This window comes from Rhizobium sp. NLR22b, from assembly GCF_019685295.1.
Classification (GTDB): Bacteria; Pseudomonadota; Alphaproteobacteria; order Rhizobiales; family Rhizobiaceae; genus Rhizobium.
This window is the reverse complement of record NZ_JABDWM010000001.1, coordinates 67603-88505: the sequence shown is the minus strand read 5'-3', so window position 1 is coordinate 88505 and position 20903 is coordinate 67603. Positions and strand designations below refer to the sequence as shown.

At 62.1% G+C, this 20903-nt stretch carries 19 protein-coding genes; 8 read left to right on the top strand and 11 right to left on the bottom strand.

Annotation, left to right across the window (positions count from 1 at the left end; all coding sequences use genetic code 11):
• Positions 1-51: 51 nt before the first annotated feature.
• Positions 52-2028, top strand: a complete 1977-nt coding sequence (locus HJC00_RS00425) for a phospholipase D-like domain-containing protein (RefSeq protein WP_221146675.1) — start codon at positions 52-54, stop codon at positions 2026-2028.
• A gap of 25 nt (positions 2029-2053) precedes the next feature.
• Here HJC00_RS00425 and HJC00_RS00420 read toward each other — a convergent pair whose 3' ends face one another.
• The 4 genes from HJC00_RS00420 to HJC00_RS00405 form a co-directional block, all read right to left on the bottom strand.
• Positions 2054-2977, bottom strand: a complete 924-nt coding sequence (locus HJC00_RS00420; RefSeq protein ID WP_210628958.1) for a pirin family protein — start codon at positions 2975-2977, stop codon at positions 2054-2056.
• An 89-nt stretch (positions 2978-3066) separates the two neighbouring features.
• Positions 3067-3834, bottom strand: coding sequence for an SDR family NAD(P)-dependent oxidoreductase (locus HJC00_RS00415; protein WP_221154281.1), 768 nt, complete (start codon positions 3832-3834; stop codon positions 3067-3069).
• A gap of 87 nt (positions 3835-3921) precedes the next feature.
• Entirely contained in the window at positions 3922-4173 is a 252-nt protein-coding gene (locus HJC00_RS00410) for an exodeoxyribonuclease VII small subunit (protein ID WP_039618216.1), read from the bottom strand.
• Positions 4174-4175: 2 nt separating this feature from the next.
• Positions 4176-5111, bottom strand: coding sequence for a histone deacetylase family protein (locus HJC00_RS00405; protein ID WP_221154279.1), 936 nt, complete (start codon positions 5109-5111; stop codon positions 4176-4178).
• A gap of 266 nt (positions 5112-5377) precedes the next feature.
• Here HJC00_RS00405 and HJC00_RS00400 point away from each other — a divergent pair, with 266 nt between their 5' ends.
• Entirely contained in the window at positions 5378-5779 is a 402-nt protein-coding gene (locus HJC00_RS00400) for a thioesterase family protein (RefSeq protein WP_085777184.1), read from the top strand.
• Between the two features lie 293 nt (positions 5780-6072).
• Here HJC00_RS00400 and HJC00_RS00395 read toward each other — a convergent pair whose 3' ends face one another.
• Complete coding sequence (locus HJC00_RS00395) at positions 6073-6723, bottom strand: GntR family transcriptional regulator (protein WP_221146671.1); 651 nt, start codon at positions 6721-6723, stop codon at positions 6073-6075.
• Between the two features lie 165 nt (positions 6724-6888).
• Between HJC00_RS00395 and HJC00_RS00390 the strand changes: the two genes are divergently transcribed.
• The 3 genes from HJC00_RS00390 to HJC00_RS00380 all read left to right on the top strand — a co-directional run bounded on the left by HJC00_RS00390 (position 6889) and on the right by HJC00_RS00380 (position 11266).
• Positions 6889-8313, top strand: coding sequence for a malonyl-CoA decarboxylase (locus tag HJC00_RS00390; protein ID WP_221163505.1), 1425 nt, complete (start codon positions 6889-6891; stop codon positions 8311-8313).
• Positions 8310-9824 carry a malonyl-CoA synthase gene (locus HJC00_RS00385; protein WP_221146669.1) on the top strand — a complete coding sequence of 505 codons (1515 nt, stop codon included), beginning with the start codon at positions 8310-8312 and terminating at the stop codon, positions 9822-9824. Before HJC00_RS00390 ends, HJC00_RS00385 begins: the two co-directional genes overlap by 4 nt.
• A gap of 92 nt (positions 9825-9916) precedes the next feature.
• Positions 9917-11266 (top strand): SLC13 family permease, encoded by a 1350-nt coding sequence (locus HJC00_RS00380; protein WP_221146668.1) that lies wholly within the window; start codon positions 9917-9919, stop codon positions 11264-11266.
• A gap of 107 nt (positions 11267-11373) precedes the next feature.
• On the opposite strand, the gene HJC00_RS00375 is transcribed toward HJC00_RS00380, so the two are convergent.
• Positions 11374-11760: an ectoine synthase gene (locus HJC00_RS00375; RefSeq protein WP_221163504.1), complete on the bottom strand. Its 387-nt coding sequence runs from the start codon at positions 11758-11760 to the stop codon at positions 11374-11376.
• 232 nt (positions 11761-11992) lie between these two features.
• Here HJC00_RS00375 and HJC00_RS00370 point away from each other — a divergent pair, with 232 nt between their 5' ends.
• Entirely contained in the window at positions 11993-12886 is an 894-nt protein-coding gene (locus HJC00_RS00370; RefSeq protein ID WP_221163503.1) for a LysR substrate-binding domain-containing protein, read from the top strand.
• Between the two features lie 576 nt (positions 12887-13462).
• The gene (locus tag HJC00_RS00365; RefSeq protein WP_210628950.1) at positions 13463-14602 is read left to right on the top strand and encodes an acyltransferase; all 1140 of its coding nucleotides are present in this window, start codon (positions 13463-13465) and stop codon (positions 14600-14602) included.
• 348 nt (positions 14603-14950) lie between these two features.
• On the opposite strand, the gene HJC00_RS00360 is transcribed toward HJC00_RS00365, so the two are convergent.
• Genes HJC00_RS00360 through HJC00_RS00350 form a run of 3 tightly spaced genes read right to left on the bottom strand, consistent with a single transcriptional unit; the run spans position 14951 to position 16821 of the window.
• Positions 14951-15514, bottom strand: coding sequence for a biotin transporter BioY (locus tag HJC00_RS00360; protein ID WP_210628949.1), 564 nt, complete (start codon positions 15512-15514; stop codon positions 14951-14953).
• Positions 15515-15538: 24 nt separating this feature from the next.
• Positions 15539-16147 (bottom strand): energy-coupling factor transporter transmembrane protein EcfT, encoded by a 609-nt coding sequence (locus HJC00_RS00355; RefSeq protein ID WP_210628948.1) that lies wholly within the window; start codon positions 16145-16147, stop codon positions 15539-15541.
• A complete protein-coding gene (locus HJC00_RS00350; protein WP_221163502.1) occupies positions 16147-16821 on the bottom strand; it encodes an energy-coupling factor ABC transporter ATP-binding protein in 675 nt (224 codons plus the stop codon). The genes HJC00_RS00355 and HJC00_RS00350 overlap by 1 nt, the downstream gene beginning before the upstream one ends.
• Before the next feature lie 278 nt (positions 16822-17099).
• Between HJC00_RS00350 and HJC00_RS00345 the strand changes: the two genes are divergently transcribed.
• Positions 17100-18290, top strand: coding sequence for a winged helix-turn-helix domain-containing protein (locus HJC00_RS00345; RefSeq protein WP_210628946.1), 1191 nt, complete (start codon positions 17100-17102; stop codon positions 18288-18290).
• 321 nt (positions 18291-18611) lie between these two features.
• On the opposite strand, the gene ribB is transcribed toward HJC00_RS00345, so the two are convergent.
• Together ribB and aroC are read right to left on the bottom strand one after the other, a co-directional pair.
• On the bottom strand, positions 18612-19715 hold the full coding sequence (gene ribB / locus HJC00_RS00340) for a 3,4-dihydroxy-2-butanone-4-phosphate synthase (RefSeq protein WP_221163501.1): 1104 nt from the start codon (positions 19713-19715) through the stop codon (positions 18612-18614).
• Between the two features lie 8 nt (positions 19716-19723).
• Complete coding sequence (gene aroC / locus HJC00_RS00335) at positions 19724-20821, bottom strand: chorismate synthase (protein WP_221163500.1); 1098 nt, start codon at positions 20819-20821, stop codon at positions 19724-19726.
• Positions 20822-20903 lie beyond the last annotated feature (82 nt).

The window sequence follows — 20903 nt, the reverse complement described above, 5'->3', positions numbered from 1 at the left end:
ATATGACACGGAAGGGTAGCAATGTTGCCTTGCTCACTGGGGAGACGGGTCATGGGAACGATTGTTGCAGCGCATGCCTATGTGAACAACGAGGTCGCCTATGTGGCCTGGGAGATAGACGACAAGATCGACGGATGCCTCGGCTTCGAAGTCGTCCGCGTGTATCTCGACGAGCAGGGAAACGTCGCGAAAAGAGCCGATGGCAGCGAGGACCGGGTGACCTGCGCCGCCTGGGTAGCCTTCAAGGGACAGCGCAATCCGCATTGGCTGCCGCAAACGACCTCGCTCTGGCCGGTGCAGAAGCTCTCCTGGCGCGATCTGACGCTGCGCAAGCGGCGCAACGAGATGAGACGACGGCCGGACGAGGTCCGCGTGCGTTACGAGATCCGTCCACTTGGCGACCTGAAGCCGGGCCTGCAGGCCGCGCCCGATCCGACACCTGAGATCGTCCAAATCAACAAGCGGGACGAAAAGGGCAGGCCGATCAGGAAGCCTGACGGCACCTTCGAGAAAATCTCAGTCAAGGCCTATGAAGGGCCGCCGCGGCCGCTCGGTTATCTCGGGCCGGCCGTCGCCTCCAATCGGGTTCATGTGACGCGCAAGCGCGGCCAGTTCGAATCGACCTTCACCAACGGTATCCTGGCTGCCCAGTGGCTGCGAAACGTCCTGCTGGAAGACGGTGTGAAGAAGCCGAACGAGCTGATCGACATGATTTCCGATCCGGCGAACGGCATCCGCAAATATCTGGCCGGCGATGTCATTCCGATGCTCAGGGAGTTCATGAATGCGCCTGGACGCTTTCTGATCGCCCTCTATGAGTTGGAGGACAAGGAACTGCTCGAGCTTCTGCTGGCCAACAAGGACAGGTTACGCATCATTCTCGCCAACACCGGCAAGGTTAGCGACGATTGGGATGTGCGCAATCATGAGGCGCGCAAGGCGCTGATTGAGGCCGGCGTCGAGATTCACCACCGGATGTTCAACAATTCGAGCCAGATCGGCCACAACAAATTCGTGGTGCACATAGCGCCCGACGGGACGCGCAGCGTGTTCACCGGCAGCACCAACTGGACGGCCACGGGACTTGCCGGCCAGTCCAACAACGCCTTGATCGTCCGCAACGATGCGGTCGCCGCGGCCTATGTTGCCTATTGGGAGCGGATGCTGGAAGATAATGCGACGCTGGAAGCTCCCGTCGAATTCGACGACGGCATGCCGGACAACCAGCAGAGCAAGGCGTTCCGTCGCTCGAACGAGACGCCGTCCATTGTGCCCACCGGCAATGGCGCTTCGGTGGAAGCATGGTTCTCGCCGAACATGCAGAGCCGAAGGAAGGGCAAGGATACACCGCCCGACCTTCGCGAGGTCTACCGGCTCATGCGCCGCGCCGAGCATGCGGTGCTGTTTCTGGCCTTCTATCCCGGACAGTCCGGCAAGGATTGCATCGTCGGCGAGGCGATCGACATCGGCCTCAAGGACCAGAAGCTGATCGTCACCGGCGCCGTTTCCAGCCCCCAGGCCATGCCCAACTATGTCCCCAGCAAAAAGAACGATCCCGACGACGAGGACGACGATGTCGACGCCACCTCGCCGCATACGTTCGACGAGGCCAACGTCTCGATCGTCCGGGCCTCGCGCATCGACGACCGGCAACTGCTGGCGGATTTCGGCGCGGAGGAACTGACGGCCAAGAAGGTCGGCGCCATCATTCACGACAAGGTGCTGGTGATCGATCCCTTATCGGATGAGTGCGTCGTCGTCCTCGGCAGCCATAATCTCGGTTTCAAGGCCTCCTACGCCAATGATGAGAACATGCTGATCGTCAAAGGCGACCGCGCCCTTGCCGAGGCCTATGCGGTGCATATCCTCGATGTCTACGACCACTACCGCTTCCGTGCGGTCGAGGCGGAACTGAAGCGCCAGGGCAAGAAGGGCTGGTCGGGCTTCCTCAACGTCGACGACAGTTGGCAGGACGGCTACGTCAATCGCACGAAGGGGGCGCTGACGCGCTATTTCGCGGCGGGTTGATTTCCAGGCGGCCTATCCGCCGCCGTCACCCCTCCGGCAGAGGCACGAATTCCTCTTCGTCACCCGGCACGATATCGAAGCGGCCAGTGCGCCATTCCTCCTTGGCCTTTTCGATCCGTTCCTTCGAGGAGGAGACGAAATTCCACCAGATATAGCGTTTCGAATTCAGCGCCGCGCCGCCGAAGAGCATTAGATGACAGCCGTCGCCGCCGGCTTCCAGCGTGATCGGATCGCCGGGCCGGAAGACCAGCAACTGATCGGCGACGAAGCGATCGCCTGCGATGACCACCTCGCCCGACAGCACGTAGACGGCGCGCTCCTCATGGCCGGCGCCGAAGGGAAAGCGGACGCCCGGCTGCAGGTTGAGATCGACATAGAGCGTGTCGGAGAACGTGCCGACCGGCGATCTCATGCCTTCGAACGAACCGATGACGACCCGGCCGCGCACCCCTGATGTTTCGATCAGCGGCATGTCGGTCTTTTCCGTATGGGCGAAGGAAGGATCGATCTCCTCCTTGTCGTCGGGCAACGCGAGCCATGTCTGCAGCCCGGACATCAGCAACGGGTGGCCGCGCAGATTGTCCGGCGTGCGCTCGGAATGGACGATGCCGCGGCCGGCCGTCATCAGGTTGATGTCGCCGGGACGGATGACCTTTTCGGTGCCGAGGCTGTCGCGATGGCGGATCTCGCCGTCGAAGAGGTAGGTAACGGTCGACAGGCCGATATGCGGATGCGGCTTGACGTCGAGCGCCTCATTGGGCTTCAGGATCGCCGGTCCCATGCGGTCGAAGAAGATGAACGGCCCGACGAGCCGCCGCTGCCGCGTCGGCAGCGCGCGCCGCACCTGGAAGCCGCCGATGTCGCTCGTGCGCGGAATGATCAGGTTCTCGATCGCATCGCAGGCGAAGGCATCGCCGGGCAGGGGATCTTTACCGGGAAAGAAGGACATGAGGGATCTCCGCTTGCAGGGACGTCGACCACAAATAGTCCCTGCAGCGCCGCGCGTCCAACAGGATGTGCCGAAGAGGCTCCATGATGTCAGATCGCGGTGAAGCCGTTATCGACGAAGAGATGAGCGCCATTGACGAAGCTCGATTCATCGCTGGCGAGATAAAGGGCGGCGCGCGCCACGTCTTCCGGTTCGCCGATCCGTCCCTGCTGCGCGGCAATGGCGGCATCCGAAACATCGACGCCGAGCGCCTGCAGGTCGGCGACCTCGCGCAGCCCGTGCGGCGTGCGGATGAAACCGGGGCAGACGGCGTTGCAGCGGATGTTTCGGTCGCGGAACTCGACGGCGATGGCGCGGGCGAACATGTGCACCGCGCCCTTGGTGGTGTCGTACAGCACTTCCATCGGGGTGGCGGCGACCGCCGAGATCGACGAGGTGCAGACGATCGATCCGCCGCCGGCGGCGATCATCTTCGGCAGCACCGCCTTGGTCATCAGGAACATCGAGCGCACATTGACGGCGTGCAGCCAGTCCCATTCCTGAAGCGTCGTCTCCAGGAAAGGCTTGATGACGATGGTGCCGGCATGATTGAAGAGGACCGTCACCGAGCCATAGCGTTCCTCGACGCCGGCCACGGCGGCATTGACGGCGGCTTCGTCCGAGACATCGGCCGTCCAGCAGTCGGCCTCGCCGCCGTCATCACGGATCTGTTTCACCGTCTCGGCGGCCGCCTGGCCATTGCGGTCGATGATCGCAACGCGCGCGCCTTCGGCCGCAAACAGCTTCGAGGCAGCCCCCCCCATGCCGGTCGCGCCGCCCGAGATGATGGCGACCTTGCCCTTCAATCTGTCCGTCATTGTTTGTCCCCTGATGGTTCCGGAAGGGGATCATAGATCGACCGAAAGCCGATCGCCAAGCGTCTTCAAGTGCCGCGTTCGCTACGCTCAGGCGCCGTCCAGCGGCTCGACGCCCTGTGGCCTGCCGGCGCGGTCGAGCCTGATCTTCTCGATGCGGTTCTCGGCCGCCGAAAGCAGCGTCTCGCAATGTTTCTTCAGCGCTTCGCCGCGCTCGTAGATCTCGATCGATTCATCAAGCGCCACGTCGCCGCGTTCCAGCCGGGCAACGATGCTTTCGAGTTCGGCGACCGCCTTTTCGAAGGAAAGGCCTGATACTTCAGGCTTGGCGCTGTCAGTCATTCTCAACCCTTCATCATTCTCAGAATATGCATGCCCGCCGATTCGGCCAGCCCCTCGAGATCATAACCGCCTTCGAGCAGGCTGACGACCCGGTTCTTCGCGTGCCGGTCGGCCAGTTCCAGGACTCTGCCCGTCGCCCAGTCGAAATCCTCACCCGTCAGATTAATCTGCGCCAGCGGATCACGGTGATGCGCGTCGAAGCCGGCGGAGATGATGATCAGATCCGGCCGGAAATCGTCGAGCGCCGGCAGCACGCGCGATTTGAACGCTTCGCGGAAATGGTCGCTGCCGACATTCGGCGAAAGCGGCGCATTGACGATGGTATTGTGCTTGCCCTTCTCCTCCTTGGCGCCGGTGCCGGGATAGAGCGGCATCTGATGCGTCGAACAGAACAGCACCGAGGCATCGTCCCAGAAAATATCCTGGGTGCCGTTGCCATGATGCACGTCCCAATCGACGATGGCGACGCGCTCGGCGCCATGCCTCTTCTGCGCATGGCGGGCGGCGATCGCCGCATTGTTGAAGAAGCAGAAGCCCATCGCCGTCATCTTCTCGGCATGGTGCCCGGGCGGCCGCGCGGCGACGAAGACATTGTCGGCCTGGCCGGAAAAGACGTCGTCGACCGCCGCCATCGCCCCGCCGATCCCGGTCAGCGCCGCCTGCAGGCTTTTGACGCTGGCATAGGTATCGGCTTCGAGTTGATTGATCCGATCTTCCTCCTCGGGGATCTCCCGCATGACGGCGGCAAGATGCTCCTCCGGATGGGCAAGCAGCACCGCATCCTCGCTCGCCTGCGGCGCCTGCCGGCGCTCCAGCCGTTCGAAATTCGGATGCTCCAGCGCGACGTTGATGGCGCGGATCCGGTCCGACCGCTCGGGGTGTCCGGCGGGCGTCACATGTTCCAGGAAGATCGGGTGTTCGTAAAGACGGGTGCTCATGGAGACACTCTATCGGCCGCTTCTGTCATGTTCCACAGCAGATGGGGCATAGCCCGCCGATTTCAACAAGTGCTCCCGCGGCGCTTGCCCACGCTCGGGGACGCGAACCGTTGCTCGCAATATTTGCTCCGATCGCATCGTCATACCCGCGGCGCGCCTTCGAGAACCTGCAAGCCAGGCTCTAACGCTTTGAATCAAATCTGTTTCGATCCAATGAATTATGCAGTAATGTCGGTTTGGGGGAATGTTGTAAGGCAGTATTGTTGATGAGTGAGTCAAAGCGTCCTGGGGTGACGGAAATACGCGTGCCGTTTCGCGATGTCGATATGAACGGCAAGATGTTCCTGGCCTCCTATATTTCTTACGCTGAATCCGTCATTGCGAGCTTCTGGTCGGCACGGCCCGATGTAGACGACGAACCGCTCTATAGCGCCAGCAAGATCTCCTGCATGCTTCACCGCCCGCTGCACCATGACGAGCCGGCAATCTTCACCGCCGCCATCGACAAGATCGGCGTGCGCTCCATCGGCTTTTTGGTTTCGATCGACACGGGGGAGGAGCGCGCCGCCGAGGTCGAGATCATCTGGCAGGCCCGCAACAGAGAGGACGAGCAGCCGGCCTCCCTGCCGGAGGAAACGCGCGACTGGCTGTATGGGTTTTTGGATTAGGGGCGTTGCGGCGGGTAGCGATGAAGGACGAGCGAGAGACCGGTCGGTGGGACGCCGACGACGTCGTGACGTTCATGTATGGAACACAGAGAGCCGCGTAGCTTCTGGCGCTGCGGGATTTCTGGAAAGCACTTCTCTCGGCCTGGCCCAATAAGAAAAACATTTTCGTTTCCCCGCATCGTGGAGATGAACCTCAAGAGTAAGAGCCCGGTGCTTGCGGTTTTTACGCAGATGGTTTCCTTGATCTCCGCGATGCGCCTCGGCTTTCCGCCGGCTGAAATTTGGGCCTCTCGTCATCTCGACGCCATGCTGGCCACCAGATCGCTGAACCTCTCGCCCTGAATGCCGACATGCGTTCGCAGCAGGCGGCGGGCGGCATCTCCATCTCCGGCAAAGATCGCGTCGACGATGGCGCAATGTTCAGCGAAGGACGTCGAGAGCCGATTGCGTACGCGCAGCTGCAGACGGCGATAGGGTCGCAGGCGTCGATGCAATTGCTGGCATTGCTCCTCAAGGAAATCGCTGCGGCTTGCCGCGTAGATCGCCTTATGGAATTCCTCATTGTCGTAATAATAGGCATCGCTGTCGCCGGCGCCGGCCGATTGTTCGCAGCGGCTGTGGGTGGCGGTGATCGCTTCACGGGAGGCCTTGTCCAGCCGGCGTGCGGCGAGCGATCCCGCCAGGCCTTCGAGTTCCGCCATCACCTCGAACATCTCATAGATCCGGTGCGGCCCGGGATCTATCACGATCGCACCGCGGCGCGGGCGGATTTCGATCAGCCCGATGGCGTCAAGCTGCATCAACGCCTCGCGCACCGGCGTTCGCGATACGCCGAACCGATTGGCAAGCACCGTTTCATCAAGCCGTTCACCGGGGGCGAACTCGTAGGAAAGTATCGCGTTTTCAATCTCATCCCGAAGCCACCGACCGGCATTCTCTGACATTTGTCTCGCATCCTTCATACACAAGCGCCATTCTTGTATACACGAATGTTGACGCCGTATACGAAAGATGACACTCTACATACTACCGATGAAGCCCGACGATGGGAAGCAGATCGTCTGAATGGCCGCACAATACGGCTGGTCTTCGGAAGAGAGGAGAATGGCATGCCCGAGGCGTCTTTCTTCACCGACATGCTGCAAAGCATCACGGATCACGGTCGCCAGCTTTTGTTTTCCGGCTCGCGCAACACACAGGCCGCCGCCAAAGCCGATCTTCAGACCCTCTGTGAAATGCTGCTGTCGAGCCGGGGCGAAGCATCCGGCATGGCCCTTGCGGCCGAGATACTCGATCGCTGGGAGGCCCTCGACAGCGAGGGCGCGCAGACATTCCTCCAGATGCTTCACGAAAAATTCGGACCTGATGCGAGCAAGCTCGACCAGGCGATTGAACGCTACCGCACCGACAAGAGTTCGGCCGCCGTTATTGCGCTCCACCAGGCAGCCGAGCCGCGGCGGCAGGAGCTTCTGCGCCGGTTGAATCACGCGCCGAACGGCACCGCCACGCTCGTTCGCATGCGTCAGCAGCTGCTTGCTTCCAAAGACCGATCAGAAGCCTATGACGCGCTTGATGCCGACTTCACGCATCTGTTCGGCTCCTGGTTCAATCGCGGCTTCCTGACGCTGCGACCCATCGACTGGTCGACGCCGGCAAACATCCTGGAGAAGATCATCAAATACGAGGCCGTGCATGAGATCGCCAGCTGGGAGGAGTTGCGCCGTCGCTTGGCGCCGGCCGACCGTCGATGCTTTGCCTTTTTCCATCCGCGACTGGCCGACGAGCCGCTCGTCTTCGTTGAGGTGGCGCTTACCCGATCCGTGCCGAAGGCGATCGCCGATGTGCTCGATGAGGGCAGGGAGCAGATCAATGCCGACGAGGCGACGACGGCCGTCTTCTATTCGATCTCCAACTGCCAGGATGGCTTGCGCGGGATCTCCTTCGGCAATTTCCTGATCAAGCAGGTGGTGGAAGACCTGCGCCGGGACCTGCCCGGCCTGAAGAATTTCGTCACACTCTCGCCGGTCCCGGGCTTTGCCCGTTGGCTTGCCAAGGTGCGCGCCGCGGCAGACGGCTTGGTTCTATCCGAAGCGGTCCTGAAAATGCTGGCCTTGCTCGACGATCCGAACTGGCCCGGCAAGGAGAACGGCGCGGCCGAAGTGGAGCGCATATTGCTGCCGCTTGCGGCGCGCTACTTCCTGACCGAGCGGACGCCGGAGGGCCGTCCCGTCGATCCCGTTGCCCGCTTCCATCTCGGCAATGGCGCGCGGCTTGAACGATTGAATTTCCTCGGCGACCGCTCGCCCAAGGCTATCCAGCAGGCGCACGGTCTGATGGTCAATTACCTCTACAAGCTCGACGACATCGTCGCCAACCACGAGGCGCTGGCGCAGCGCGGCGAAGTGATCGCCTCGCCCGCCGTCAAAAACCTGCTCAGCCAGAGCGATGACGGCCGCCGCGGCGGCCATGGCCAGCAGGGCTCTCGAGCATTCGTACAACTGATGAATTCCACGCTTGGAGGAGGGCGAAAGTGAGCAACCATCTTTTCGACGCCATGCGGGCCGCCGCGCCCGGCGACGCAGCGTTCATCCGGATCGATAGCACCCGCCTATGGACCTATGACGACGCCTTCGCTCTTTCCGGCCGCATCGCCGGCGCGATGGACACGCTCGGCATCCGCCCCGGCGACCGGGTTGCGGTGCAGGTCGAAAAAAGCGTCGAGGCGCTCATCCTCTATCTCGCCTGTCTTCGCAGCGGTGCCGTCTATCTGCCGCTCAACACCGCCTATACGCTGGCCGAGCTCGACTATTTCATCGGTGATGCGGAGCCGCGTCTGGTGGTCGTCGCCCCGGCCGCACGGGAAGGCGTGGAGACCATCGCCAAACGCCACGGCGCGATCGTCGAAACCCTCGACTCCGACGGTAGCGGCTCTTTGCTCGATCTTGCGCGCGACGAGCCGGCCGACTTTGTCGATGCCTCGCGCGCCGCCGATGATCTGGCCGCGATCCTCTACACCTCGGGAACAACGGGCCGTTCGAAGGGAGCGATGCTCACCCATGGAAATCTGCTCTCCAACGCCCTGACCCTGCGGGACTACTGGCGCGTCACATCAGATGACCGGCTGATTCATGCCCTGCCGATCTTCCACACGCACGGGCTCTTCGTCGCCACCAACGTCACGCTGCTCGCCGGCGCCTCGATGTTCCTGCTGCCGAAGTTCGACGCCGATGAGGTCGTTTCGCTGATGCCGCAGGCAACGATGCTGATGGGCGTGCCGACCTTTTACGTGCGTCTCCTGCAAAGCCCGCGCTTCGACAAACAGGCGGCGGCCAACATTCGCCTGTTCATCTCAGGCTCGGCGCCGCTGCTGGCAGAGACGCATACCGCGTTCCAGGCGCGGACAGGCCACGCGATTCTCGAGCGCTACGGCATGACCGAAACCAATATGAACACGTCGAACCCCTATGACGGAAAGAGGATTGCCGGGACGGTGGGCTTGCCGCTGCCTGACGTGACGGTGCGGGTGACCGATCCCGCCACCGGACAGGTGCTGCCGCCTGAAGAAACCGGCATGATCGAAATCAAGGGGCCGAACGTCTTCAAGGGCTATTGGCGCATGCCGGAGAAAACCGCGGCCGAATTCACCGCCGACGGCTTCTTCATCAGCGGCGATCTCGGCAAGATTGATCGGGACGGCTATGTCCACATCGTCGGCCGCGGCAAGGATCTGGTGATTTCGGGCGGCTACAACATCTATCCGAAAGAGGTCGAGAGCGAGATCGACCAGATCGACGGTGTGGTCGAAAGCGCTGTCATCGGCGTGCCGCATCCCGATTTCGGCGAAGGCGTCACCGCCGTCGTCGTGTGCAAGCCTGGCGCCGTCCTGGATGAAAAGAGCATTGTCAGCGCCCTCCAAGACCGCCTCGCGCGCTACAAGCAACCCAAACGCATCATCTTCGCCGACGACCTGCCGCGCAACACGATGGGCAAGGTTCAGAAGAACATCCTGCGGCAGCAATACGCCGATCTTTACACCAGGACGTAAGGCGACCGCCCTTTGGGAGGAGGCGTGTCGGCATCCGCATCAAACTTGAACGCAACAGCTACGGCGCTGGAGGCGCCGGAGGGAGGGGAATCATGGGTATTGAAATACTGGCCATAGGCCTGCTGGTCGCGATGTTCATCATTGCGACGATCCAGCCGATCAACATGGGCGCGCTCGCTTTTGCCGGCGCCTTCGTCCTCGGCTCCATGACAATCGGCATGAAGACCGGCGATATTTTTGCCGGCTTCCCGAGCGATCTGTTCCTGACGCTCGTCGCCGTCACCTACCTCTTCGCCATCGCGCAGATCAACGGCACCATCGACTGGCTGGTCGAATGCGCCGTGCGCCTGGTGCGTGGACGCATCGGTCTGATCCCCTGGGTTATGTTCCTCGTCGCCGCCGTCATCACCGGTTTCGGCGCGCTTGGGCCGGCCGCAGTGGCCATTCTCGCCCCTGTGGCCCTGAGCTTTGCCATTCAGTACCGCATTCACCCGGTGATGATGGGTCTCATGGTGATCCACGGCGCCCAGGCAGGCGGCTTTTCACCGATCAGCATCTATGGCGGCATCACCAACCAGATCGTCGCGAAGGCCGGCCTGCCTTTCGCTCCGACGTCGTTGTTTCTCTCGAGCTTTTTCTTCAACCTGGCGATATCAGTGCTGGTGTTCTTCGCCTTCGGCGGCGCAAAGGTCATGAAGCACGCGCCGGCAACATCACCTGGCCCCTTGCCCGAACTGCATCCCGAGGGCGTGTCGGCCTCGATCAGGGGCCACGGCGGCACGCCGGCAAAGCCGATCCGGGACCATGCCTACGGCACTGCGGCCGATACGGCGGCGACGCTGCGTCTGAACAATGAGAGAATCACCACCCTGATCGGCCTGACGGCGCTCGGCATCGGCGCCCTGGTTTTCAAGTTCAATGTCGGTCTGGTCGCCATGACCGTCGCCGTTGCGCTGGCGCTGCTGTCCCCGAAGACCCAGAAGGCGGCCATCGACAAGGTCAGCTGGTCGACCGTGCTTTTGATTGCCGGCATCATCACCTATGTCGGCGTCATGGAGAAGGCCGGTACGGTCGACTATGTCGCGAACGGCATATCCAGTCTCGGCATGCCGCTGCTGGTGGCGCTCCTGCTTTGCTTTACCGGCGCCATCGTCTCGGCCTTTGCATCCTCGACCGCGCTGCTCGGCGCCATCATCCCGCTTGCGGTTCCGTTCCTCATGCAGGGACATGTCAGCGCCATAGGCGTGGTCGCGGCCATCGCGATTTCGACGACGATCGTCGATACCAGCCCCTTTTCCACCAATGGCGCTCTTGTGGTCGCCAATGCGCCGGATGACAGGCGAGAGCAGGTCCTCAAGCAGTTGCTGATCTATAGCGCGCTGATTGCCATTATCGGCCCGATCGTCGCCTGGTTGGTGTTCGTCGTGCCGGGGCTGGTTTGACGGCCACCGCCGAACCCATCGCTTTCCGCCCCGGCCCATCGCCCGCGGCGGCGAAAAAACCTGAACGGCGTGGTGTGCGGTATTGGTCGCGGGGCGGGGCGGCCGGCTCAGTATTCCGAACCGCTTCTATTGCTTAGATCGTGACGTTCCGTGCCATTCAATGGTGGATTGAAGACGCTGACGAGGATGAGATCCTCATCCTTGCCACCCCGCAAATAGTGCCGATCGTGTTTGTCGAGAACGTAGATATCGCCGGCGCGGATGGGGAAGACATTGCCGTCCATATCCTCGAGTTCGCCTGCTCCCTGGATGCAGTAGCAGGCCTCCAGATGGTTGCGGTACTGCAGCAGGGCTTCGGTGTTGGCGCGAACAACGGTGTGGCAGACGGTAAACCCCATCCTGTCATCCCTGGTCAGCAGACGATGGCTTGTGCCATTGCCCCAATCGACGAAACGCTCGGTCTGCTCGACTTCTCTCAGGCTTCTCACAAACATGTTCGTCTCCTCGCGAATGGCTGAGATGTGTTGATCTCCGTGATCCATTAGGCACTGCAGCCGCGACTCTTTCAAATGATCTAATTTGAGAGACTTGTTAGAATATTCTACACATAATCTGGCGCGGGCCGAGGGCGATCGGATATTCTCCGGCACGTTCGAAGTGATACTAAAAGATTTGACATATCGGGCGGCCAATGGATCCTGCTGCTTATGTGAGGAATTCGAACATATGCAATTGCCGCCGCTGAACGCATTGAGAGCCTTCGAAGCAACCGCCCGGCTCATGAGTCTTTCAAAGGCCGGAGACGAACTGCACGTGACCCATGCCGCGATCAGTCACCAGGTCAAACATCTGGAGACATGGATGGGACGCAAGCTGCTGCAAAAATCCGGACGCGGCGTTGCACTGACGCCGGCGGGCGCCGAATATTATCTGGCCGTCTCGGGCTCGCTGGCCGCCATCGCCCACGCCACCGGCAACATGCGCAGAGACCACAATATGCGTTCGATAACCGTGGGATGCATTCCTTCGATCGCGTCGCGCTGGCTGGTTCCGGCACTTCCATCTTTCCGGGAGAGCGATCCTGATCTTGATGTCAGGATCGTCTATGCAAAAGCGGAAGAGCGCTTCGATGACGAAAGCCTGGATGTTCTCATTACCATGGGAGAAGACGTGTCAGGGGGACGGGAGAGCCGCCTGCTTTTCTCCAGGCGCAACCAGCCGGTGGCCAGCATTCATTATCTGGCAAAGCGAAACTGGACGGCCGACGGCGTTCCCTTTGCGGCAGCCGAGCTGCTGCACGATGAATCCATGGACGGCTGGAAAGAATGGTTCCGAAAGACTGATATAACGGCGCCCGACCCGCTTCGCGGGCCGATATTCCAGGACTTCAACATTCTTGCCACGGCGGTAATCGCTGGGCATGGCGTCGCACTATGCCCTGTCGAAGTGTTCCGGCGAGAGATCGATCGCGGCGACCTCGTTGTGCTCTCGGACATTTCGACGGCAGAGACTCAAGGCTATTACATGATCACCAGCTCCTGGGCGAAGAAGCCGGTTCGCCGCTTTGCGGAATGGTTCACGGCGGAGTGTCGATCCGGCGGCCCGCCGACCATGGAATAGGCTGGAAACCACGGGCACGGTTCGTTTTGACCCGAGCTGAAATGTCATGAAAGTTTCATATTGGTGCTATTGCGGCGCTTGAAAAATAATCTACACTTTTGATCAGGAAACGCGATTTCCTGAAGCAAACGAAAGGAAACTGATTGGATTCATATCTTCTGACGACCATGCTCGTTGCAGGCCTCCTCGCTTTCGCCGTAACCGCGGTAAAAGCCGGAACAACTGCCCAGACCACCGCAAATACCAGGCGCAGTCCCGATTCGGGTGGCGATGGCGGAATTGGGTTCGAGGTCTCTGATGACGGGGGCTGCGATGGCGGCGACGGTGGAGGAGGAGACTAGATCAACGGAAATCGATAGAACGCCCGACCGCCTCAAGGCGGTTTTTTGTTGCCCGAACAAGACTCTGTTCCAGCCCGGCAAAACAGGCCGCAATCTCAGACGCGCGGGGGTTGCAGAACTGATCCGACGGGCTTAGACGAACGCATCACGCAATGCATTTTTGGGTCGTCGCAGGAAATGTGCGCCCTATCTCAGTCGAGGCGGTGCCGGGGCATAAGTGTTGGAGACAATCAATATGGCAAAATCTGAAGCTGGAAGCCCGTATATTTACGGGATCGACGCACTGCGATTTGTATGCGCGCTGATGGTGACCGTATTTCATCTTGGATTTGCTTCCTGGGCTTCGCCTTTATATCTCCGACCGTATCCAATGCCCGAGATCGAGAACATCGCCCAACCCGGCTGGGTTGGCGTCGAATTGTTCTTCGTCATATCGGGCTTCGTCATCGTTAACTCCGCAGCTTCCGCCAGCGCCTTGTCCTTTCTCAAGGGGCGCATTCTGCGGCTCTACCCAGCGGTATGGATCTGCGCATCGCTGACGCTGATCATCATCGCGACGCAAGACGTCAACAGGCGCATCCTCTGGAATTATCTGCGCTCGATCACGCTCTATCCCGGCGGGCCCTGGATAGACGGCCAATATTGGACGCTGGCATGTGAGATCTGTTTCTACGCCATCGTCTTCATCATGTGCGCGGCTAGGCAAAAGACGAGGATGCCCGCCCTGGCGCTAGGCCTGTCGCTGTCCAGCACGGCATTCATTGCACTGTTATACGCCTTTCCCGATGCAGCCATCCCGTCGATATTCACCGAGACGGCCTGGCGGGCCATTCCCTTCTATTATGGCTGCCAATTCGCTATCGGCATCTACATATGGCTGCTCTCTCAGGGTCGGATGAACCGAATTTCCTGGCTGGGTTTCCTCTGCGCCCTGGCGACGGGGGCTGTTCAGATCTACATGGCAGGCGAGAACACCAGCAACCGTACGCTCGCCGCTGCGGGCCATGGCTTCTCGTCGTTTCCCGCAATCGCTATCTGGGCGGCCGGGCTGGCGTCGATCGTTGCAAGCGTCGGCTACAGCAAGCGGATCAGTCACCTGCCGGCCTCCTTCCTTCAATCGGTGAAGACCCTCGGCTCGATGACCTATCCGCTCTATCTCCTGCATTTCGCCATCGGCGTCCAGCTTCTCGACTGGTTGACTGCTCTGGGATTGGCGCCGCTCCTGGCAATGGTTCTAGCCGTCGCGATCGTCTGCGCAATGTCGCTTGCGGTGTGCAAATGGGGAGAGCCGCCGATCCGGAGGATCTTGCGAGGGTTCCTCGACCGGCTTGGGCAGCGCGCTGCCGAATTTCAGGCGAAGGAGTCTCGGGCTTAGGTGTGAAATCGAGGAGGCCGGGCGCGCAATGACGTCCGATTTCCCCGTCTCGGTTCTTGCCTTGGGGTTTACCCCACTCTCCGTCCTGCTCGGGCTTGACCCGAGCATCCATGTGGCCTCTTGCAGCACGAGGAATGGATTCCAGGCTCAAGGCCTGGAATGACGGAGGTTGAGGAGAGCGATCGGCAGGCCCCCCGCTCAAGGCCCCTGCCGCAGAGCTCACTCCACCCTTGCTCCTGCTCAGGCTTGACGCGCGCATCCACGCGACTTCCTTCAACGCACAGTGGCCGCATTCGGCGGAAGGCGGCCATTGTCGGAATGCTCAGCAGGTATCGGCCGTTACGCGGCTCAAGCGCGCGCCGGCAGCAGGGGATAGCCGACCATGACGGCGCGGCCGAGGAGGGCAGCGACGACGGCCTTGATCACATCGCCCGGGATGAAGGCCATCGAGCCGACGAAGGCTTTCGTGAAGCCGAGGCCTGCGACGGTTGCGAGATAGGTGATGCCGAAGGCGTAGAGCACGATGATGCCGCCGATCATGGCGGCGAGGAAGAAGCTCACCGTCTGGACCAGGCCGGACTGCTTGTCGTTGACCAGCCGTTCGCTGAGATAGCCGGTCACGAAGGCGGCAAAGATCCAGCCGACGAGAAAGCCGGCTGTCGGCGAGGCGAAGATCGCCAGGCCGCCGCGGCCGCCGGAAAGCACCGGCAGGCCGATCGCGACGAGCAGCAGCACGATCAGCACGGCGATCGCGCCGCGCCGGGCGCCGAGCACGACGCCGGCCATCATGACGCCGAGCGACTGGGCGGTGATCGGCACCGGAATGAAGCCGAGCGAGATCGGCGGCAGCAGGCCGAGCGCCACGATGATCGCGGCAAAGAGGGCGGTAAGGACGAGGTCGCGGGTGCTCATCATGAACTCCGTATTAAAAAATCGTTAACTTCCATGCCGCCGAATGCGGCGCGCGTCAATCGCAGCGGCGACATTATCCGCGTCCTTCAGCGTCAGAATGATCAGCGGCGCGAGCAGGCTCGTCGGCCGGACCTTCAGCCCCCGAGCCCTGTGCGCCTCACGGATCGCCTGGTAACGGTTGACGATCTCAGGCACGAAGCGCAGCACCAGGCCGAGAGCGAGGCCGATATCGTCGGCCTGAACCCGGCCGGTGCGTTCGAGCGGGCGGGCGAGCGCCGTCACCTCGTCGATGAACTCGGTAATGGTCGTCGTCGCCGTCACGCTGGCGGCGAGAAGCATCAGCGCCGTCAGCCGCAGCACGGGCACGAGCGCTGCCTGCCATGGGTTGAAGATGAGGTTGAAAAGGGCGACGACCGCAATCGTCAGGAAGATCGGCCGCAGCCGTCGCAGCGCCTCGCCGAGCGGCAGGCCGACCGTGCCGTAGAGGACCGCCGCCACCAGCACGGCGCCCGAGAGCAGAAGGAGATTGTGGTTGATGAACAGCAGGATGGCGAAGGTCGTCAGCGACAGGAGCTTTGCCCGCGGCGAGAGCCGGTGCATGCGGCTGTTGCCTTCGACGTAGAGCGATTGCATCAGGCGGCGATCTCCCTGTAGCGCGCGATGGCTTCGGCCGCCGGCGCATCGGCGGCAAGCCGCCCTTGGTGAAACAGCAGAACCCGCTCGAACCCGGCGATCAGTTCGAGGTCGTGGGTGATGACGATGGCGCTTTCCGGCAGTCCGGCGATGATGCTCTCGACCAGTGCCCGGTTTTTGAGGTCGAGCTGGTTGGTCGGCTCGTCGAGGATGAGAATGCCGGGGCCGGTCGCCAGCACCGAGCAGAGTGCGGCCACCTGCAGTTCGCCGCCGGAAAGCTCGTGCGCGCGGCGATCAGCCAGCGCCTCGGCGCCGAAGCGGGCAAGCACGCCCTCGACCTTTGCCTCGATCTCCGCTTTGTTGAAGCCGCGCCGCTTCAGCCCGAAAGCGATGTCGTCCTTGACGATCGGCAGGATGATCTGGTTCTGCGGCGACTGGAAGATGAAGCCGACATCGGCGACAACAGTCTTCTCGTCGGCCGTGTCGCGGCCGTTGACCATGACGCGGCCACTGGTCGGCTTGGTCAGCCCGTTGATCAGCCGCGCAAAGGTGGTCTTGCCCGAGCCGTTCAGCCCGATGACGCCGATGCGTTTGCCGCGGATGCCGAGCGTCAGCGGCTCCAGCGCCACCCGTGCCCCGAAACTGACCCCGGCATTTTCGAATTGTATGTCCAAACCAGTCCCTCGCATTTTTCACGACAGGGTGATTGCCGACACCAGCCCCTCATCCGGCTACCGCCACCGTCTCCGCGCTTTCGGGGAGACGGGACAAGCCGCGAGCTCTCAGTTCCCATATGCCTATCGTATGGCACGTCCCCTCTCCCCGCGAGCGAGGAGAGGGTTAGGGTGAGGGGCAGCCGCTGGCGCCAACCTGATAGCAGTGCTTCTACAAAGAGCAAATCTCCCTGTCGATATCGGGTGGCTAGGAAGATTTTCCGGATTATGATGCGGCCATGACGAATCTGCTGTCCAATTCCGATGCCCGCCGCGTCTTTCTTGCCAAGCAGGGCCTCAGCGCCCCACCGAACCGCGCCTTGACCAAGGCCGGCCTGCTGCAACTCATCCACGATCTCGGCTTCGTCCAGGTCGACAGCATCCAGACGGTGGAGCGGGCGCATCACCAGATCCTGTTTTCCCGCAACCAGACCTATCGGCGCGAGCATCTGAAGGCGCTGCTGGAGAAGGAACGTGCGCTGTTCGAGCACTGGACGCACGATGCCTCGATCCTGCCCAGCGCCTTCTTCGTCTATTGGAAGCACAAGTTCCGCCACCAGGAGAAGGTCCTCGTCGAGCGCTGGCGCAAGTGGCGCGGCGAGGGTTTCGAGGCGGCTTTCGAGGAGACTTATGAGCGTGTGCGGCGCGACGGCGCGATGCTGGCGCGCGACGTCAAGGCCGATGGCCATGTCTCCGGCGGCTGGTGGAACTGGCATCCGAACAAGACGGCGCTCGAATATTTCTGGCACACCGGCAAGTTCGCCATCGCCGGCCGCTCGAATTTCCAGAAGATCTATGATCTGACCGAGCGTGTCATCCCGGCCGAATTCCGCGAGCCGGAGGTGAGCCGCGAAGATTTTGTCGACTGGGCCTGCCGCAGCGCGCTTGCCCGCCTCGGTTTTGCCACCCACGGCGAGATCGCCGCCTTCTGGAACCTGGTCTCGCCCGACGAGGCCAAGGCCTGGGTATCGGCCCATCGCGACGAGCTGACCGAAGTGCTGATCGAACCGGCGCTCGACGGCAAGGCGCGGCCGTCCTGGGCCCTTGCCGATTTCCTCTCGACGCTCGACAGCCATCCCGATGCCCCGCCGCGCATCCGCGTGCTCAGCCCCTTCGACCCGATGATCCGCGATCGCAACCGCACCGAACGCCTGTTCGGCTTCTTCTACCGCATCGAGGTCTTCGTGCCGGAAGCCAAGCGCGAGTATGGCTATTACGTCTTCCCGCTGCTCGAAGGCGACCGCCTGATCGGCCGCATCGACATGAAGGCCGACCGCAAGAAATCAACGCTCGACGTCAGGCGGCTCTGGCTGGAACCGGGCGTGAGGGCGTCGGCCGGGCGGCTGGAGCGGCTGGAGGCGGAGCTCGAGCGGGTGGCGAGGTTTGCGGGGGTGGAGAAGGTGGTGCTTTTGGAGGGGTGGAGAGGGTAGTCGAATTACTCTCTGCCTGTCTCTCGCCTTTACAAGGGAGGCCGTCATGAGAGCCGGCCGAATGAAGGCGTTTCTGTGCGCCGACGGCGGTTTTGGCAACAACGCCAACCACACTCTCCGTCATCCCAGGCCTTGAGCCTGGGATCCATGCGACTGCTGCTGATGGATGCGGCGTGGATGCTCGGCTCAAGGCCGAGCATGACGGAGAGTGGGGTGCACACGAGGAACCCATTCACCGCGCAGAGGCCTGTTGCCAACGCCATCTGCTAGCGAAATCAGATAGCCAGTCGTGGCCTTGATGAGGGAGGAGAGGGCCTGGCCTCAGCAGATCTCCGTCTTGCTGATCTTGATCCCGAAACCTTCCAGGCCGACATAGTGGCGCTCGCGGCTGGTGAGCAGCCTGATCGAGCTGACGCCGAGATCCTTGAGGATCTGGGCGCCGAGGCCGATTTCCAGCCATTCACTCTCGCGCGTCTGCGCCTCGGCATGGGCTTCGCGGCCCTGGTTGCGGGCCTTGCGGCCGTTGTCGTAATGGCCAACGCCGACGGAGCCCTCTCGCAGGTAGACGATGACGCCGCGGCCTTCCGCAGCGATCTTCTCCATGTAGAAATCGACTGGGCTCTTCCTGCCGAAAAGGTCCTCGGCGACATTTTCCGGATGCAGGCGTACCGGAATGTCGACGCCGTCGCGGATGTCGCCGAAGACGACGGCAAGATGCTGCATCGGGTCCCAGGGCAGGGCATAGGTATGGGCCTTGGCCTTGCCGAACGGCGTGTCGATGTCGAAGCTGGCGCCGTGCTCAACCAGCGTTTCCTTCCGCTGGCGATAGGCGATGAGATCGGCGACGGAGACAAGCTTCAGCCCGTGCTTCTCGGCGAAATAGACCACCTGCGGACCGCGGGTGACGGTGCCGTCGTCATTGACCAGTTCGGAGATGACGCCGATCGGCGGCAGGCCGGCGAGCCGGCAGAGGTCGACGGCCGCTTCCGTATGGCCGGAGCGCATCAGCACGCCGCCTTCACGCGATATCAGCGGAAAGATATGGCCCGGACGGACAAAATCGGCGGCCCCGACATTCGGATTGGCGAGGTTGCGCACCGTCAGCGTCCGGTCGTCGGCCGAGATGCCGGTCGTCGTGCCGTGCTTGAAGTCGACCGAGACGGTGAAGGCCGTCGTATGGGCCGAATCGTTCTCGGCCACCATGGCGTTGAGGTTGAGGCGCTTGGCCTCCTCCTTCGGCATCGGCGCGCAGACGATGCCTGAGGTGTGGCGGACGATGAAGGCCATCTTCTCCGGCGTGGTATGCACGGCGGCAACGATCAGGTCGCCCTCGTTCTCGCGGTCATTGTCGTCCATGACGACGACAATTTCGCCGGCCTCGAAGGCCCTGATGGCGTCGACGACGCGTTTCTGATCGTAAGACATGGACGCTCCTATTTCAGACGGCCGGTCTGGCCGCGATCCCGAAGATAATGATCGGCAATGGCGCAGGCGACCATCGCTTCGCCGATGGGTACGGCGCGGATGCCGACGCAGGGGTCGTGCCGGCCCTTGGTGCGCACGTCGACATTCTTGCCATCGGCGTCGATCGACTGGCGTTCGGTCAGGATCGACGAGGTCGGCTTGACGGCGAAACGCGCGACGATCGGCTGTCCGGTCGAGATCCCGCCCAGAATACCGCCGGCATTGTTGGAAAGGAAGATCGGCGTGCCGTCATTGCCCATGCGCATTTCGTCGGCATTGTCTTCGCCGGAGGTTTCGGCGGCGGTAAAACCATTGCCGATCTCCACGCCCTTGACGGCATTGATCGACATCAGCAGCGAGGCGATGTCCTGGTCGAGCTTCGAATAGATCGGCGCGCCGAGGCCGGCGGGCACGCCTTCGGCGATCACTTCGACGACCGCGCCGATCGAGGAGCCGGCCTTGCGAATGCCGTCGAGATATTCCTCCCAGACCGGGACGATCGCCGCATCCGGCGAGAAGAACGGGTTCTGCCCGATCTGGTCCCAGTCCCAGTTGCGGCGGTCGATCTTGTGCTTGCCGATCTGCACCAGCGCGCCACGCACGGTCACGCCTGGCACGACGAGGCGGGCGATGCCGCCGGCCGCAACCCTTGCTGCGGTTTCGCGCGCCGAGGAGCGGCCGCCGCCGCGATGATCGCGAATGCCGTATTTGAGGTCATAGGTGTAATCGGCATGGCCGGGGCGGTATTGCCGGGCGATCTCGCCGTAATCCTTGGAACGCTGGTCGGTGTTCTCGATCAGCATGGAGATCGGCGTGCCTGTCGTCGTCATCGTCTCGCCGTCGGCATCGAGCATCACGCCCGACAGCACCTTCACCAGGTCGTCCTCGCGCCGCTGCGTGACGAAGCGGGATTGCCCCGGCTTGCGCTTGTCGAGCCAGACCTGCAGGTCTTCGAGCTTGAAGCGCAGACCTGGAGGGCAGCCGTCGACGACGCAGCCGAGCGCCGGACCGTGGCTTTCGCCCCAGGTGGTTACGCGGAAGAGGTGACCGAATGTATTGTGCGACATGTGTTCCCACGGCGGCGCGCCAAAGCCGATCGCGCCATTGCTTGAAAAGGCGCGCCACTCATAGGCCAAAAAACCGCCGAGG